Here is a 16,648-nt window from a genome sequence, read left to right as displayed (position 1 = left end):
CGGTCACGGCAGGACCGGTGCGGGAATCACGATACGGTGACGAAGCTTTACGGACTGCACTGCTGGGACTTCCGACGAAGGCGGCTGTTATCGACAAAGATCTGCTATCGACAAAGATACAGTCCACGATGACCTCGCCACTTCTGCACGGATTGCCCCCGGTCGCCGACGACCGTGCCACGGTGGTGATCCTGGGCTCGTTCCCGAGTGCGCTGTCGCTGGCGGCGGGCCAGTACTACGCCAACCCGCGAAATGCCTTCTGGCCGATCATGAGTCGGCTTTTCGGCTTCGATGCGGCCGCGCCGTACGACGCGCGGCTGGCGGCGCTGCGGTCCCATGGGGTCGCCCTGTGGGACGTGCTGCACGCGTGCCGTCGCGTCGGCAGCGCGGACTCGGCGATCGATCCGAAAACCTTGGTGGTCAACGATTTCGGCGGGTTCTTCGCCGAGCACCCGCGGATCGCGCGGGTGTACTTCAACGGCGCCAAGGCCACTGCGTTATATCGCAGGCTGGCGCCCGCCGCGCAACACCTGCACTACGAGCGGCTGCCGTCGACCAGCCCGGCGCATGCCGTGCCGGTGGACGCCAAGCTGCGCGCGTGGCGGGCGGCCGCGCCGATCGCGAGCGCGGCGCAGCCGGGCGAAGCGGGTCGGCGCCATCGGGCCGCGCCGATCGCGAGCGCGGCGCAGCCGGGCGAAGCGGGTCGGCGCCATCGGGCCGCGCCGATCGCGAGCGCGGCGCAGCCGGGCGAAGCGGGTCGGCGCCATCGGGCCGCGCCGATCGCGAGCGCGGCGCAGCCGGGCGAAGCGGGTCGGCGCCATCGGGCCGCGTCCTCATGACAGCGGCGGCCGGCGGTGGGCCCACGGCCGTGCCGCCTCGATCTGCGCGGACAGCGACAACAGCGTCGCCTCGTCGTCGGGCCGGCCGACGAGCTGCACCGCGAGCGGCAGCCGGTCGCCGTCGAAGTCCCACGGCACGGCCGCGACGGGCTGTCCGGTCAGGTTCCAGATCTGCTGGTAGGGGACCCGCTGCGCCACCAGCAGCAGCGTCGACACCGCGCCCCGGTGCTGGTAGGCGCCGATGCGCGACGGACCCGCCGCGTTGCCCGGCGTGACGACGACGTCCACGTCGTCGAAGATCGCCTGGATCCGGGCACTCAGCGCCGGTTCCGCGGCGACGAGGGCGGCCATCCGCCGGTCGGAGAAGAACGATCCCAGGCGCGCGATGTTGCGGGTGCGGGTCTCCATGCGCTCCGGGTGCGCCAGTGCGTCCGCGTCGTCGCCGATGCCGCGCAGGTAGCGCGGCAGGTAGTTCGCCAGGATCGCCGCGGGCGGGTACTCGGGGTCGGCGTGGATCACCTCGTGGCCCAGCTCGCGCAGCAGCGCGCCGGCCTCCTCGACCGCCGCCAGCTGGGCCTTCCCGACCCGTACGGGCAGCGGCGTCGGGACCTTGGTGCTCATGGCGATTCGCAGCCTGCCGGGCGGGCGCCCCGCCGCGGCCACGAACTCCCCCTCGGCACCGGGCACCGCGGGCCCGGTGGCCGTCGCATCGAGGAACACGGCCGCGTCCAGCACCGAGCGGGCCAGCGGGCCGTTGACGCTCAGGCCGTACCAGGCGTTGTCGTGCGGTTCCAGCGAGATCCGGTCCCGCTGCGGCTTGAGGCCGAACAGGCCGCACCAGATCGCCGGGATGCGGATCGAGCCCCCGCCGTCGGAGCCCAGCGCCAGCGGCGCCAGCCCCGCGGCCACCGCGGCCGCACTGCCGCCGCTGCTGCCACCCGGCGTACGCGTGAGGTTCCACGGGTTGCGCGTGGCGCCGAAGGCCAACGACTCGGTGTAGGGGAACATCATCAGCTCGGGCGTGTTGGTCTTGCCGAGGATGACCGCGCCCGCGGCGCGCAACCGGCGCACCACCTCGGCGTCGGCGGTCGCTGCCGGGCCGTGGCCGCCGCTGCCGTAGGCCGTCACCTCCCCGGCGACGTCGACGTCGTCCTTGACCGCGATCGGCACTCCCAGCAGCGGCAGGCGCTCGCCGGCGTCGAGCCGCTCCTGCGCCACGGCGGCGTCGTAACGTGCGCTGTCTGCCAGCACCACGCGGTAGCAGCGCAGCTCGCTGTCCAGGCGTGCGATCCGGTCGAGGTAGACCTCGAGCAGCTCGGGGGCGGTGACGTCGCCGTCGGCCAGCATCCGCGCCTGCGCGGCAGCGCCGGCGAAGGCGAGCTCACGAGCGTCCATCGCGGCAGCATATCGGGCCGGACCACCGGACCCGCGGCGCCGGACGCGGCGGCGTGATGAAAGGTTGAGCCCATGCAGGATCACGTCTTCGATTCGCTGACCGAGGAACGACTCCGGGCCCGCAACACGATCAAGTGGAATTATTTCGGCGCCGACGTGCTGCCGTTGTGGGTGGCGGAGATGGACTATCCCACGGCACCGGCGGTGCTCGACGGGGTGCGGGCGTGCGTGGAGAACGAGGAGTTCGGCTACCCCCCGTTCACCGAGGACACGCTGCCGAGGGCGACCGCGGACTGGTGCCGCCAGCGGTACGGGTGGGACGTGGGGCACGAATGGGTCCGCGTGGTCCCCGACGTCCTCAAGGGGATGGAGGTCGTGGTTAATTTCCTCACCCGGCCCGAGAGCCCGGTGGCGCTGCCGGTCCCGGCCTACATGCCGTTCTTCGACGTCCTGCAGGTCACCGGCCGCCAGCGGATCGAGATTCCGATGGTGCGCCAGGATTCGGGACGGTACCTGCCGGACCTGGAGGCGCTCGAGGCCGCCTTCGTCCGCGGTGCCGGATCGGTGATCCTGTGCAATCCGAACAACCCGCTCGGCACGGCCCTCACCGCCGACGAGCTGCGGGCCGTCGTCGACATCGCGGCCGCACACGGCGCACGGGTGATCGCCGACGAGATCTGGGGGCCGCTGGTCTACGGGCGGCGCCACGTTCCCGCGGCCTCGGTGTCGGAGGCGGCCGCGCAGAGCGTGGTCACGCTGGCGTCGGCCTCCAAGGGCTGGAACCTGCCCGGCCTGATGTGCGCGCAGGCGATCCTGTCCAATCGCCGTGACGCCGAGGACTGGGACCGGGTCAACATGCTGCACAAAATGGGCGCCTCGACGGTCGGTATCCGCGCGAACATCGCCGCATACCGGCACGGCGGGCCGTGGCTGGACGATCTGCTGCCCTACCTGCAGGCCAACCGCGACCATCTGGCGCGGACGCTGCCGGAGCGGGTCCCCGGGGTGACGGTCACCGCCCCGGAGGGTACGTATCTCTCGTGGGTGGACTTCCGCCCGCTGGGCCTGCCCGCCGAGCCGGCGGAGCACCTGCTCGCCGAGGCCAAAGTGGCGCTGTCCCCCGGCATCCCGTTCGGCGCCTCGGTGGGCGCCGGGTTCGCCCGGCTGAACTTCGCGACCACCCGCGCGCTACTGGACCGGGCCATCGATGCCATCGCCGGCGCGCTGCGGGCCTGAGCCGGCCAGTACCGTGGGCGACATGTCCTGCGTGTTCTGTGCCATCGTCGCCGGCGAATCCCCGGCCATCCGGATCCACGAAGACGACGACTACCTGGCGATCCTCGACATCCGCCCGTTCACCCGCGGTCACACGCTGGTGCTGCCCAAACGCCACAGCGTCGACCTCACCGACACGCCGCCCGAGATTTTGGCCGGGATGGCCACCCTCGGCCAGCGGATCGCCCGCGCGGCCCGCGCCACGGAGTTGGCCGACGCGACCAACATGGCGATCAACGACGGCCGCGCCGCCTTCCAGACGGTGTTCCACATCCACCTGCACGTGCTGCCCCGCCGCGACGGCGACAAGCTCTCGGTCGCCAAGGGAATGCTGCTGCGCCGCGACCCCGACCGGGAAGCGACCGCCCGGATCCTGCGGGAGGCGCTGGCCCGCGCCGAGGCGAGTCAGCAGGACTGAGTCATGAGCACCTCATTCGAGCAGTGGGTCGGCATCCCGCTCCTGCGCCTGCATGCCGCCGTCTACGAGAAGACCCATGGCTGGGTCGGGCACCGGATACCCATTGCGCCGCCCTGCCTGCTCCTGCACACCGTCGGCGCCAAAACCGGGCAGCCGCGCACCGCGGCGCTGTCCTATGCGCGCGACGGCGACTCCTATCTGATCGTCGCCTCCAACGGCGGCGCCGACCGCCCCCCGGGCTGGTATCACAACCTGCGCAAGCACCCGCGGTGCGAGATCAACGTCGGCCCCAAGCGTTTCGCGGTGACCGCTCGTCAGGTCGGACCGGATGACGCCGACTACCGGCGGCTGTGGAAGATCGTCAACGCCAACAACGCCAACCGCTACGACGGCTACCAGAGCCGCACGTCGCGGCCCATCCCGATCTTCGTGTTAGTCCACAATTAGCTGCCGAAACGCCCATTCCGTCGGCGCGGCGCCCTATTGTTTGCTTCACGCGCGGCGATGCGTAGCCAGGCCGCGCCGCGCAGTGCGAAGTGGGGTGACGCAGCGATGAAGCCCTCGACCGGCAGGCCGTGGCAGCGCCTGGGGCTGTCCGCGCGGGTCGGTTGGCTCCTCGTCGCCGCCTACGGCGTCGCGGAGGCGCTGGTCGCGGCCTCGTGGCTGTGGGGCTGGCGCGGCCCGTACGGCACTCGGCCGGTCGACGAGATCGTCACGGTGGCGTGCCTAGTGTGCGCGGCGGGGTGCGCCGCGCATGCGGCCCGCCGCGCGGCGGGCCGCATCCGATTCGGCTGGCTGGCCCTGGTCACGGCCCTGGTGGGCTGGGCGGCGGGGGAGGTCATCTGGGCGGTCTACGACGTGCGGCCCGACCTCGACCACGCGACCCACCCCGCGGCGGCCGAAGTGGTGCTCCTGCTGTATCCGGTCGGGGCCATGGCGGCGGTGGTGGCGTTCTCCCACGTGTCCCGCAACACACCCCCACGGATGGTGCTGGACGGCCTCATCCTGGCGACGTCGCTGTTCGTGATCTCCTGGGTGTTTGTCATCGAGAAGCAACTCCGCGAGAACAGCGGCTCGCGGCTCTCCACGCTCACGGAGGTGTTCAGCGACATCATCCTCGCGACGACGGCGATCATGGTGCTCTCGCGCGTGCGCCCCAGCGACGGGCCCAGCCGCAGCCTGGTCCCCGCCGGCATCGGGACGATCGGTCTGGCCGACATCGCCGTGGTGTTCCACACCGGGATCGGCACCTATCACACCGGCGACGTGAACGATTTGACCCGCGTGGCCGGGTTGGGTTTGTTGACGTGGGCGGGGCTGGCCGGTGCGCACGAGTCCCCGACGCCGCCGTCGCCCGACGACGCCCCGTACCGCACCCGGCTGTGGTTGCCGTACCTGCCGTTGCTGTTGGCCGCCGCGGTGGGGCTGGGTCACGCGCTGGGCCACATGCAGCACCGACCGATGCTCGCCGCGCTGGGAATCCTGGTTGTCGCCGTGCTGGCGCGGCAGTTCGTCGTGCTCGTCGAGAACCAGCGGCTGCTGGCCGAGGTCGCCCGGGAAGCCTTCCGGGACAGCCTGACCGGCCTGGCCAACCGCGCCCGGTTCGTCCAGCGGTTGGACGAGGCCATCGCCCGCCCTCCGGCGGGCGATGCGCCGATCGCGGTGCTCTGCCTCGACCTCGACAACTTCAAGCTGGTCAACGACGCGTTGGGGCACCCGGCCGGCGACGAACTGCTCGTGCGTGTCGCCGAGCGGATCACGGCCGCGGTGGACGAGTCGGCCACCGTCGCCCGGCTCGGCGGCGACGAATTCGCGGTGCTCATCGAGGCCTCCGTCGAGGAGTCGCAGGCCGCGGCGCATCGCGTCCTGGACGCCTTCAGCCCGCCGATCCTCATCGACGGGGTGCCATTGGACGTTCGGCCGAGCATCGGCTTCACGGTGGCTCCCGCCTGGTCGGGTTGCACCGTCGACGAGCTGCTGCGCCACGCGGACCTGGCCATGTACGCCTCCAAGCGCCAGGGCGGCCAGTGCGTCCACAGCCTCGTGCCCGATGTGCCCCTCACGGCCGCATCGCCGGACGCCACCGGACCGGTGGTGTCGCCCGCCAGCGTTCCCCGGCCCCACCGAGTCCGCGGCCTCCCCGAGGTGACCGCCGACCTCGACGCCACGGCGGAGTCGATACCGGACGCGTCGACCGACGCACCCGAGGGTATCCGGTGGCCGCCGACGGCGGTCCGGATCGCCATCGGCGCCTTGGCGATCGGCGTCGTAGCCTTCGCCGTACTGAGCGCGGTCACCCGGGCGGGCCAAGGCCACCCCGCATTCGTCGGCGGCCTGTATGCGGCGTTGAACCTCTCGGCGGCCGCGCTGGTCGCCGCCCGCGCCGTGCGCGTCACGGCGAACCGTTTCGCGTGGGCGCTGATCGCGGCCGGCATGGCGATCTCCGCGGTCGGTGACGTCGTCTACGCGGCGTTCGTCCCCGGCGGCCAGTCGCCCTCGGTCGCGGACCCCGAGTACCTCGCGTTCTACCCGCTTGTCTACGCCGGGCTGGTGCTGCTGATGCGGGCACGCCTCAAGCGGGTGCCGGTCGTGATCCGGCTCGACGCGGTGACCTGCGGGCTGGCGATGGCCGCGGTGGCCGCGGCGCTGCTCGCGGGGCCCGTCCACACGGCAGCACTCCGCCAACCGTCGACCGTCCTGGTCGGCCTGCTCTACCCGTGGGGCGATCTGCTCCTGCTGGCGCTGGTCACCAGCATGCTGCCGATCCTGGGCCGCAGCAACGCCTTGCGGTGGTCTCTGCTGGTCGGCGGCTTCGTCCTGTTCGCGGCGGCGGACACGGTCTACCTGTTCGAGACCTCGGCGCGTGCCTACCGCGTCGGAATGGCACTCGACGCGTGCTGGCCCGCGTCCTCGTTGCTGGTGGCGGCGGCCGCCTGGGCCCGCTCGGCGGGGGGGCCGATCAGCGCCAAGCGCGGCCTGGGCTCCTTCGCCGTGCCCGTCTCGTGCACCGTCGTGGCGCTGGCGGTGGCCGTTTTGGGTCATGGGTCACGGCTGGCCACGACGCTGGCCGCGCTGAGCCTGGTCGTGGTCGCCGCCCGCTTCACGGTGTCGTTCCGCGACGTCAGCGTGCTGGCCGAGGACCACAAACGCGCCATGACCGACAAGCTGACCGGCCTGCCCAACCGCCGCTCCCTGGTCACGGCCTTGACCGAGGTGTCCACCCCGCAGCCCGCGCCGGCGACCAAGGTCGTATCGCGCCGCGCGCTGCTGCTGCTGGAGCTGTACGAGTTCCACGAGATCAACGCCTCGATCGGCGCAGCGTTCGTCGACGAGCTGTTGTGCCGCATCGCGAACCGGCTGGGGAATGCCATCCGCCGTGACGACCTGTTCGCACGCGTGGGTGACAGCCGATTCGCGATCCTGCTGGCCGAGGGCACCGACCTCATCGCCGCGCGCGCCCAGGCCGGCCGGCTGCTCGAGTGCCTGAGCGAGCCGTTCGCGCTGGACCCGATCACCGTGCGGGTCGACGCCCGCATCGCCATCGCGCTGTGCCCCGACCACTGCGAGCATCCCCAGGAGCTCCTCAGCCTCGCCGAGGCGGCGATCCCCCACGCCCGGTCGGCCGTCAGCAAGATCGCCGTCTACGAGTCGGCGTTCGAGCTGTATCGGGACAACGACCCCAACCTCATCGAAGAACTGCGCGCCGCGCTGAACGACGGCGACGAGCTGACCTGTCACTACCAGCCCAAGGTCAACCTCGACGGCAGCGTCCACAGCGTCGAGGCGCTGTTGCGCTGGCACCATCCCGACCGCGGCCTGCTGCTGCCGGCCGAGTTCGTCCCGGCCGCCGAACGCGCCGGGCTGATGCGTAAGATCGCAGACCGCACGCTGAACCTCGTCCTCGAGCAGATGCGATCCTGGCGCGGACAGGGCCTCACGCTCACCGTCGCGGTCAACATGTCCACCATCAACCTGCTCGACCTGGACCTGGTCGGCACGATCGAGCGGCTGCTGAACACTTACGACGTACCCGCCGGGGCGCTGATCATCGAGATCACCGAGAGCACCCTGATCGATTCGGTGCGGTCGCGCCACAACGTGGCCTCGCTGCAACGCCTGGGCATCCACATCTCGCTGGACGACTACGGCACCGGATGGTCGTCGCTGGCGCGCCTGCAGGACGTCTCGGTCGACGAGCTCAAACTCGACCGGGTGTTCGTGGCGCGCCTCGCCCACGACCCGCGATCGGTCGCCATCGTGCGCTCCACGGTGGCCCTGGCGGAGAACCTGGGCGCCGACCTCGTCGCCGAGGGGGTCGAAGACGAGATCACGCTGGATGCGCTGCGGCGTTACGGCTGCACGATCACGCAGGGCTTTGTGCACAGTCCGCCGCTGCCGGCCGACGAGCTGCCACAGTGGATCGCCGACCACGCTCCGGCCGGCAGCGAGGCCCGGCAGCCGGCGGAGTCTTAGAAAAGCTCCTTGGCCAGCAGCTCCAGCGTCGCGACCCGCGCGGGCGCGGTGGCCGGATCGGTGTCGTAGCGGGCCGACGCGACCGGGTTGACCATCACCTCGTCGACGCCGAACCGTGCAGCCAGTTCACGGAGCCGGCCGGCGGCTTCGGCGGGCGCGCCGACCACGGCACGCCGCAGCCCACTGTCGACGATGCGCTGCTGCTCCGGCGTCAGCTCCGCGGCCAGGGCCTCTTCGACCAGCGGCACCGGCCCAAGGGCCTGGCCCGTCCGCAGCCGCGCCATCACCTGAAGGTTGGGCAACACCAATGCCGTTGCCTCCTCGCGTGTTTCGGCCACCGCGGCGTTGACCGTCAGGAACGTCAACGGCTCCGGGGTCAGCTTGCCGGGCGTGAACCGGGACCGGTAGATCTCCAGCGCCTCCTCGGTGCCCTGGCCCGAGAAATGGTGGGCGAACACGTACGGCAGGCCCTTGGCGGCCGCGAGGTGCGCCGAGTACATCGAGGAGCCGAGCAGCCACAGCCGCGGCTCGCTCGATGCGGCGGGCGTGGCCTTGAGCCGGTAGTCCCCCGAGCGCAGCGGCACCACCACGCCGCGCAGGCTCATCAGCGCGGCCACGTCGTCGAGGTAGTTCGGGAAGTTCTCGATGTCCTCGTCGCCGCGGCTGCCGCGCAGGGCGTACGACGTCACCGGGTCGGAGCCGGGCGCACGGCCGATGCCGAGGTCGATGCGGCCGGGCGCCGCCGCTTCCAGCAGCGCGAACTGCTCGGCCACCGCCAGCGGCGCGTGGTTGGGCAGCATCACCCCGCCCGAGCCCAGCCGCAGCCGGGTGGTCTGCGCGGCCAGGTAGGCCAGCAGGACGGGCGGGCTGGTGGCGCCGACCGACGGCATGTTGTGGTGTTCTGCGACCCAATAGCGGGTGAAACCCAGCCGGTCCGCGGTCTGCGCCAGCTGCACGGTGGCGGCCAGCGCGTCCGCGGTCGTCTGGTCGCTGCGCACCGGGACGAGGTCGAGGACGGAAAGGCGCACGATGGCGTCAACGCTTCCTGCGGTGCGAACGTTCCCCGTCAGTAGGTTTTCAGGTCGAGCGAGTTGACGATGCGCTCGAACACCTCCTGCGGGATCGGCGCGCCGCCGGGGACATTGTCGACGACCAGCCACTGGTTGCGCTTGACGTAGTCGGCGAACCCTTTCTGGTAGTTGGCGAAGCCCTTCTCGTAGTCGTCACCGCTGGCGGCGAGCGCCCGGGCCAGGATGTAGGCCCCCCACCAGCGCGACACTGGTCCCCTGGCCCGACAGCGGTGAGCAGCAGTAGCCCGCGTCGCCCGCCAGCACCACCCGGCCCTTGGCCCAGTGATCCATCTTGATCTGCGACATCTCGTCGAAATAGAAATCCGGTGCGCTGCGCATGTACTCGAGCAGCTGCGGCCGTACCCAGCCGTCGCCGGCCATCCGCCGATCCAGTTCGGCGATCTGGGCCTCGGTGTCGCGGGACATCTCGTTGCCGTCGCGGTCGACCACCGACGCGTCGCGGATCCGCGTCCGGAGATGGTCGGCGGCGGCCCGCGACTACATGCGGTCGAGCACCGTCAGCGCCGGGCCCTGCACGTCGATCGCCTGCCCGCCCGGCCGCAGCCCAGCGCACGCTCCACGACGGTCACCGAATAGCCTTGGTGCGCAAGCCAATACGCCGGCCAGCCTGGCGCCGCGTACCAGAACGCTAACCATGGAAAGTCACTTGATCCCTGCCAGTTTCCTTGCATCGGTGAGATGTCGTCGAGCATCGCCGGTGTCAACCTACCGGTGAACATGTTCTGCTGGCTCGGGTGGTAGCAGCCGAGCAACCGCACGCCCGCGTTCAGCTCCGCGACGACACCGTGCCCGAACCGCGGCTTGGGCAGCCCGGCGGCGGCCGGCAGCCGCAGCGCGACCTGCCAGCCGAACCCGCCGAGGGCCACTATCACCCGGACGTGAGCGGCCACCAGCCGCCACTCGGCCTCCAGCCACGGCCAGCAGGTGTCGCGCTCCGCCGGGGTCGGGGCGTTGGCCGGGGGCGCGCAGCGCACCGGTGCGACGACGCGAACGTGCTTGGTGCGCAACCCGTCCGCGGCGTCCACGCTGGTCGGCTGGTTCACCAGGCCGGCCCGGTACAGCGCCGCGTACAGCTGATCGCCCGACCGGTCGCCGGTGAACATCCGCCCCGTCCGGTTCGCGCCGTGCGCGGCGGGCGCCAGTCCCACGATCAACAGCCGGGGCCGCTGCGCACCCCAGCCCGGCACCGGGCGTCCCCAGTACGGCTGGTCGGCAAACGCCCGGCGTTTGTCGACGGCGACGCCCTCGCGCCAGCTCACCAGCCGCGGGCAGGCCCGGCACACGCTGATCAGCGCGTCGAGCCGGGGTATCGAGTCGGCGCCGGCCGCCAGCGCGACCACCTGCGCGGCGCCGGCCGCCGCCGGTGTCTGCGGGGTCGCCGGATCGCCGGGCCATCCGGTGCCGGGAACCACCGGGGAATCGAACGGCCGGCCGGTGCGTGGATGGACGAGCACATGAACATCGTGCATTCAGCTGGTGGCGACCGCGAAATTCATACGCCGCCCCGGCCGAGCCGGGGTTACGTTCGGCCGCGATATTCATGACTCCCACAAGCCGCGGCCCGGCATTCCTGATCCTGTTCGCCACACTCATGGCGACAACGGGCACCGGCACCTCGCTGGTGACTTTCCCGTGGCTGGCCCTGCCACACCACAACAGCGCGCCTTCCTGGCGCTGGCGCTGCCGATCGCCGCGATCGGGCTGGTGGCTTGCCGGCTGCCGTCGCTGCGGGAACTGGACAACGCGCCGTCGGTCGCCGTCGACGCCGGTCCGTAGGATCGGGACGTGGAAAACGCGCTGGCAGGCCTGATCGCCGAGTTGCCCGACGGGACGGTGGTCACCGATCCCGCAGTGACCGAGGGCTACCGGCAGGACCGGGCCTTCGACCCGTCGGCCGGCAAGCCCCTGGCGGTGGTCCGGCCGCGGCGCACCGAAGAGGTGCAGACGGTGCTGCGCTGGGCGAACGCAAACCGGGTGCCGGTGGTGACCCGCGGCGCCGGCAGCGGCCTGTCGGGCGGGGCCACCGCCCTGGACAACGGGATCGTGCTGTCGACGGAGAAGATGCGCGACATCACCGTCGACCCCGTCACCCGCACCGCGGTGTGCCAGCCGGGTCTGTTCAACGCCGAGGTCAAGAAGGCCGCCGCCGAGCACGGCCTGTGGTACCCGCCCGATCCCTCGTCGTTCGAGATCTGCAGCATCGGCGGCAACATCGCCACCAACGCCGGCGGGCTGTGCTGCGTGAAGTACGGAGTCACCACCGACTACGTGCTGGGCATGCAGGTGGTGCTGGCCGACGGCACCGCCGTGCGGTTGGGCGGTCCGCGTCTGAAGGACGTGGCGGGCCTGTCGCTGACCAAGCTGTTCGTGGGCAGCGAGGGCACGTTGGGCGTCATCACCGAGGTGACGCTGCGGCTGCTGCCCGCGCAGAACACCTCGAGCGTCGTGGTGGCGTCGTTCGGATCGGTTCAGGCCGCGGTCGACGCGGTGCTCGGCGTATCGGCGCGCCTGCGGCCCTCGATGCTGGAGTTCATGGATTCGGTGGCGATCAACGCCGTCGAGGACATCCTGCGGATGGACCTGGACCGCGGTGCGGCCGCCATGCTGGTGGCCGGCTCCGACGAGCGGGGCGCGGCCGGTGCGCAGGACGCCGAGGTGATGGCCGCGGTGTTCGCGGAAAACGGTGCCACGGAAGTGTTCTCGACCGACGACCCGGACGAGGGCGAGGCGTTCGTCGCCGCCCGCCGGTTCGCCATTCCCGCGGTCGAGGCCAAGGGGTCGCTGCTGCTCGAGGACGTCGGGGTGCCGCTGCCGGCGCTGGGCGAGCTGGTCGGCGGGATCGCGCGCATCGCCGCCGAGCGCGACCTGATGATCTCGGTCATCGCCCACGCGGGGGACGGTAACACCCATCCGTTGCTGGTGTACGACGCCGCGGACGCCGCGATGACCGAACGCGCCGAGCTCGCGTACGGCGAGATCATGGACCTGGCCGTCGGCCTCGGCGGCACGATCACCGGCGAACACGGTGTCGGGCGGTTGAAGCGCCCGTGGCTGGGCGGCTACCTGGGGCCCGAGGCGATGGCGCTGAACCAGCGCATCAAGCAAGCACTCGACCCGCTGGGCATTCTGAACCCCGGCGTGGCGATCTGAGCCCTCGCGCCCGGCTGCAGCACGGCCGGATTTGACACCGCGCGCCCCGTGTCGTACCAATGAGACATGACTGCGGCCGTGTCTCACAACGCGCCGGCCGCGTTCGAACTCGCCACCGCCGACACGTGGGCAGACCCCTGGCCGATGTACCGCGCGCTGCGCGACCACGACCCGGTGCACCACGTCGTGCCGGCCGGCAGGCCCGAGCACGACTACTACGTGCTGTCCCGCCATGCCGACATCTGGGCGGCGGCGCGCGACCACGAGACGTTCTCCTCGGCACAGGGTTTGACGGTCGCCTACGGTGATCTGAAAATGATTGGTCTGCAAGACAATCCGCCTTTAGTCATGCAGGATCCGCCGGTGCACACCGAGTTTCGCAAACTGGTGTCGCGCGGTTTCACGCCGCGCCAGGTGGAGGCGGTCGAGCCGAAAGTCCGCGCATTCGTGGTGGAGCGCATCGAGGGGTTGCGCGCCGCCGGGGGCGGCGACATCGTCGCCGAGCTGTTCAAGCCGCTGCCATCGATGGTGGTCGCCCATTACCTCGGCGTGCCCGAGGAGGATCGCGCGCAGTTCGACGGGTGGACGGACGCCATCGTGGCGGCCAACACCGTCGAAGGCGGTGTCGCCGGCGCTCCCCAGAGCGCCGGCGACACCGTCGGCTCGATGATGGCCTACTTCACCGGGCTGATCGAGCGCCGGCGCACCGAACCCGAAGACGACACCATCTCGCATCTGGTGGCCGCCGGAGTCGGCGCGGACGGCGGCGTTGGCGGCGACGTTGCCGGCACGCTTTCGGTGCTGGCGTTCACGTTCACGATGGTCACCGGCGGTAACGACACCACGACCGGCATGCTGGGCGGCTCGATGCCGCTGCTGCACCGGCGGCCCGACCAGCGCCGGCTGCTGGCCGATCGGCCCGGGCTGATCCCCGACGCGGTCGACGAACTGCTGCGGCTGACCTCACCGGTGCAAGGACTGGCGCGCACCACCACCCGCGACGTGACGCTGCACGGCACGACCATCCCGGCCGGTCGCAAGGTGCTCCTGCTCTACGGGTCGGCCAACCGCGACGAACGCCAATACGGGCCCGACGCCGGCGAACTCGACGTCACCCGGTGCCCGCGCAACATCCTGACCTTCAGCCACGGGGCGCATCACTGCCTGGGCGCCGCGGCCGCCCGGATGCAGTCGCGCGTCGCGCTCACCGAATTGCTGTCCCGCTGCCCCGATTTCGAGGTCGACGAGTCCGCGATCGTCTGGTCGGGTGGCAGCTACGTGCGCCGCCCGCTGTCGGTGCCGATCCGGGTCAACGCCTGATGGCGGGCGACTGGCTCGGGAAACGCCGCCAGGAGGCGGCCACCGACCGGATCCTCGACGCGGCCGAGCGGCTGTTCACCGAGGACGACCCGGCCTCGGTCGGCATGAACGAAATCGCTGCGGCCGCAGGGTGTTCCCGCGCGACACTGTACCGGTACTTCGACAACCGCGAGGCGCTGCGCACCGCGTACGTGCACCGCGAGACCCGCCGGCTCGCCCGCGGCATCGCCGAGCGGATCGACGGGATCGACGACCCGGGCGAGCGGCTGATCGGGGCCATGGCCGCGGCGTTGCAGATGGTGCGCGAAAGCCCAGCGCTGGCAGCGTGGTTCGCGACCAGCCGTCCCCCGATCGGCGGCGAATTCGCGGGCCGCTCCGAGGTGATCACCGCCCTGGCCGCGGCGTTCCTCGACTCGCTCGGTCCGGAAGACCCGGCCACCGTCGAGCGCCGGGCGCGCTGGCTGGTGCGGGTGCTGACGTCGTTGCTGATGTTCCCGGGCCGCGACGAGGCCGACGAGAAGGCGATGGTCGAGGAGTTCGTCGTGCCGATCCTGACACCGGCCGCATCGGTGCCGAACGGCTGACTGCGACCGCGGGCCAACGCAGGCGCCCGGTGCGAAGCGGCCAAACCCGAGGTTCAGTTGAAGAAGCCGGACTGGTTGTCGCTGTGGTTGAAGCCACCCGAATCGTTGGTGCCCAAGTTCCCGACACCCGCGTCTAGCTCACCGGAGTTACCCACACCCGTGGTGGTATTACCCGTGTTGGCGAAGCCCACGTTGCTACCGCCGGCACCCGAGTTGGCGAAGCCCACGTTGCTACCGCCGGCACCCGAGTTGGCGAAGCCCACGTTGCCACCGCCGGCACCCGAGTTGGCGAAGCCCACATTGAAGCTGCCCGTGTTGGCGAAGCCCACGTCGTCGCCGGAGTTGTAGAAGCCCGCGTCGAAGTAACCCGACGTATTCGTATTCATGTAGCCCGAATTGAAGCTGCCCGAGTTGCCCATGCCCGCGTTGTAGGTGCCCGTGTTGTCCCAGCCCGACTCGTAGCTGCCCGTGTTCCCGAAGCCCGAGACCGTGCCGGGCTGGCTGAGCGCGCTGCCGAAGCCCGTGTTCACGCTGCCGGCGTTGAACATGCCGGTGTTGATATTGCCGGAGTTCCCGATGCCGGTGTTGAGGGTGCCGGAGTTGAAGAAACCCATGTTGCCGGTGTACACGCCGGTGATCGGGCCGGTGGCCGTCAAGGCGGAGGTGCCGCCGGAGTTGAAACCGCCCACGTTCTGGATACCGGAGTTGAAAAACCCCAAGTTGGCATTGCCGGAGTTGAAGAAGCCGTTGTTGAAGGAACCGGCGTTGCCGAAACCCAGGTTCGTCGCGCCCGCGTTGAACATGCCCATGTCCGATTGGCCCGCGTTCCACATGCCCAGATCCCCTTGGCTTGTGTTGCCGATGCCCATGTCAAGCGTGCCCGGGTTGAGCAACCCGGTGTTGTAGCTGCCCGCGTTGAACACACCGGCGTCGAACGAGCCCGCGTTGAACAAACCGGTGTCGAACGAGCCGGCGTTGAACATGCCCGAGTTCGCCACACCCGAGTTGAGCAGGCCCCAGTTTCCGCCGCCACCGAAGCCGGCGCCGCCCGAGTTGAAGAAACCGGTATTGTTCGCACCCGAGTTGAACAGGCCGGTGTTGCCGCTGCCGGAGTTGAACCCACCGAAACCCATTTGATTGTCACCGGTGAGCCCGATACCGATGTCGTGGTTGCCCGTGTTGGCCAGGCCGATGTTGTAGTCACCGGTGTTGGCCAGGCCCCAGTTGAAGTTGCCGGAGTTCCCGAAGCCGACGTTCCCGCTGCCGAAGTCCAGCCCGCCGATGCCGATCTGGTCATTGCCGGTGAGCCCGATACCGATGTCGTGGTTGCCGAAGTTGCCGAAGCCGAAATTGTCGCTGCCCATGTTCGCCGAGCCGACGTTGTTGTTGCCGTTGTTCGCGAATCCGACGTTGAAGTTGCCGATGTTGGCGCTACCCAGGTTGGAGTTGCCGAGGTTACCGTTGCCGACGTTCCCCGACGACGGGGTGGGAGCACTGATCGTATTGTTGAGCGTGCTGCCGTTGCCGAAGCCCAAGTTGCTGTTGCCGAAATTGCCCGAGCCCCAGTTGCCGCCGCCGAGGTTGCCAAACCCCAGGTTCAGGTTGCCGGTGTTGCCGCTGCCGATGTTGACGCTGCCGATGTTGCCCACGCCCAGGTTCAGGTTGCCGGTGTTGCCGGCGCCGAGGTTGAAAACGCCGATGTTGCCCGGGCCGATGTTCGCGGGGACATCTTGCGCTAACGCCTGCAGCGGCGAGGAATTGGCGACCTCCGAGGCCGCGTAGCTGAACCCGCCCGAGTTCAACGCCTGCGCGAACTGCCCATGAAAAGCCGTGGCCTGCGCGCCCAGGGCCTGAAACTCCCGACCGTAGTTGCCGAACACCGCCGAGACCGCCACGGATATGTCGTCTTGGGCCGCGTTGAGGATCTGCGTGGTCGCACCCGCCGCAGCCGCGTGCGCTTCCTGGAGCACCGATCCAATGCTGGCGAGGTTGGCGGACGCTGCGGCAATAGCATCGGGCGAAGCGATGACAAAAGACAATTCCGACTCCCATCCCTGGATTTTTCATCGAATGTGGAGCTCAGGGGTGTCGTTAACGTGAAAG

Annotated in this window: 11 protein-coding genes and 3 pseudogenes; 9 read left to right on the top strand and 5 right to left on the bottom strand. The window is 70.4% G+C overall.

Annotated elements, in window-relative coordinates:
- Positions 1-128: 128 nt before the first annotated feature.
- Positions 129-602, top strand: a pseudogene (locus AB8998_RS09115) (DNA-deoxyinosine glycosylase); the annotation flags it as partial.
- 231 nt (positions 603-833) lie between these two features.
- On the opposite strand, the gene AB8998_RS09110 reads toward AB8998_RS09115, so the two are convergent.
- A complete protein-coding gene (locus AB8998_RS09110) occupies positions 834-2,234 on the bottom strand; it encodes an amidase (RefSeq protein WP_369737590.1) in 1,401 nt (466 codons plus the stop codon).
- Positions 2,235-2,306: 72 nt separating this feature from the next.
- Here AB8998_RS09110 and AB8998_RS09105 point away from each other — a divergent pair, with 72 nt between their 5' ends.
- The 4 genes from AB8998_RS09105 to AB8998_RS09090 all read left to right on the top strand — a co-directional run bounded on the left by AB8998_RS09105 (position 2,307) and on the right by AB8998_RS09090 (position 8,400).
- Complete coding sequence (locus tag AB8998_RS09105) at positions 2,307-3,470, top strand: MalY/PatB family protein (protein ID WP_369737589.1); 1,164 nt, start codon at positions 2,307-2,309, stop codon at positions 3,468-3,470.
- Positions 3,471-3,492: 22 nt separating this feature from the next.
- Positions 3,493-3,927 (top strand): HIT family protein, encoded by a 435-nt coding sequence (locus AB8998_RS09100; protein WP_369737587.1) that lies wholly within the window; start codon positions 3,493-3,495, stop codon positions 3,925-3,927.
- Positions 3,928-3,930: 3 nt separating this feature from the next.
- Positions 3,931-4,374: a nitroreductase family deazaflavin-dependent oxidoreductase gene (locus tag AB8998_RS09095; RefSeq protein ID WP_369737586.1), complete on the top strand. Its 444-nt coding sequence runs from the start codon at positions 3,931-3,933 to the stop codon at positions 4,372-4,374.
- A gap of 105 nt (positions 4,375-4,479) precedes the next feature.
- Positions 4,480-8,400 carry a diguanylate cyclase domain-containing protein gene (locus AB8998_RS09090; protein ID WP_369737584.1) on the top strand — a complete coding sequence of 1,307 codons (3,921 nt, stop codon included), beginning with the start codon at positions 4,480-4,482 and terminating at the stop codon, positions 8,398-8,400.
- On the opposite strand, the gene AB8998_RS09085 is transcribed toward AB8998_RS09090, so the two are convergent.
- The 3 genes and pseudogenes from AB8998_RS09085 to AB8998_RS09070 form a co-directional block, all read right to left on the bottom strand.
- On the bottom strand, positions 8,397-9,428 hold the full coding sequence (locus tag AB8998_RS09085; RefSeq protein ID WP_369737583.1) for an LLM class flavin-dependent oxidoreductase: 1,032 nt from the start codon (positions 9,426-9,428) through the stop codon (positions 8,397-8,399). The genes AB8998_RS09090 and AB8998_RS09085 overlap by 4 nt on opposite strands.
- A gap of 38 nt (positions 9,429-9,466) precedes the next feature.
- Positions 9,467-10,090, bottom strand: a pseudogene (locus AB8998_RS09080) (FAD-dependent monooxygenase); the annotation flags it as partial.
- A 43-nt stretch (positions 10,091-10,133) separates the two neighbouring features.
- Positions 10,134-10,960 (bottom strand): annotated as a pseudogene (locus AB8998_RS09070) (uracil-DNA glycosylase).
- Positions 10,961-11,123: 163 nt separating this feature from the next.
- On the opposite strand from AB8998_RS09070, the gene AB8998_RS09065 reads away from it, so the two are divergent.
- The 4 genes from AB8998_RS09065 to AB8998_RS09050 all read left to right on the top strand — a co-directional run bounded on the left by AB8998_RS09065 (position 11,124) and on the right by AB8998_RS09050 (position 14,545).
- Entirely contained in the window at positions 11,124-11,267 is a 144-nt protein-coding gene (locus tag AB8998_RS09065; RefSeq protein ID WP_369737582.1) for a hypothetical protein, read from the top strand.
- Between the two features lie 9 nt (positions 11,268-11,276).
- On the top strand, positions 11,277-12,641 hold the full coding sequence (locus AB8998_RS09060) for an FAD-binding oxidoreductase (protein WP_369737580.1): 1,365 nt from the start codon (positions 11,277-11,279) through the stop codon (positions 12,639-12,641).
- A gap of 66 nt (positions 12,642-12,707) precedes the next feature.
- A complete protein-coding gene (locus tag AB8998_RS09055) occupies positions 12,708-13,961 on the top strand; it encodes a cytochrome P450 (protein ID WP_369737579.1) in 1,254 nt (417 codons plus the stop codon).
- Complete coding sequence (locus AB8998_RS09050; protein ID WP_369737578.1) at positions 13,961-14,545, top strand: TetR/AcrR family transcriptional regulator; 585 nt, start codon at positions 13,961-13,963, stop codon at positions 14,543-14,545. The genes AB8998_RS09055 and AB8998_RS09050 overlap by 1 nt, the downstream gene beginning before the upstream one ends.
- 53 nt (positions 14,546-14,598) lie before the next feature.
- Here the strand turns inward: AB8998_RS09050 and AB8998_RS09045 are convergent, their stop codons facing one another.
- Positions 14,599-16,584: a PE domain-containing protein gene (locus AB8998_RS09045; protein ID WP_369737577.1), complete on the bottom strand. Its 1,986-nt coding sequence runs from the start codon at positions 16,582-16,584 to the stop codon at positions 14,599-14,601.
- Positions 16,585-16,648 lie beyond the last annotated feature (64 nt).

This window comes from Mycobacterium sp. HUMS_12744610 (genome assembly GCF_041206865.1).
Classification (GTDB): Bacteria; Actinomycetota; Actinomycetes; order Mycobacteriales; family Mycobacteriaceae; genus Mycobacterium; species Mycobacterium servetii.
The sequence above is the reverse complement of the archived record's forward strand: the minus strand, read 5'-3'. Positions and strand labels throughout refer to the sequence as shown.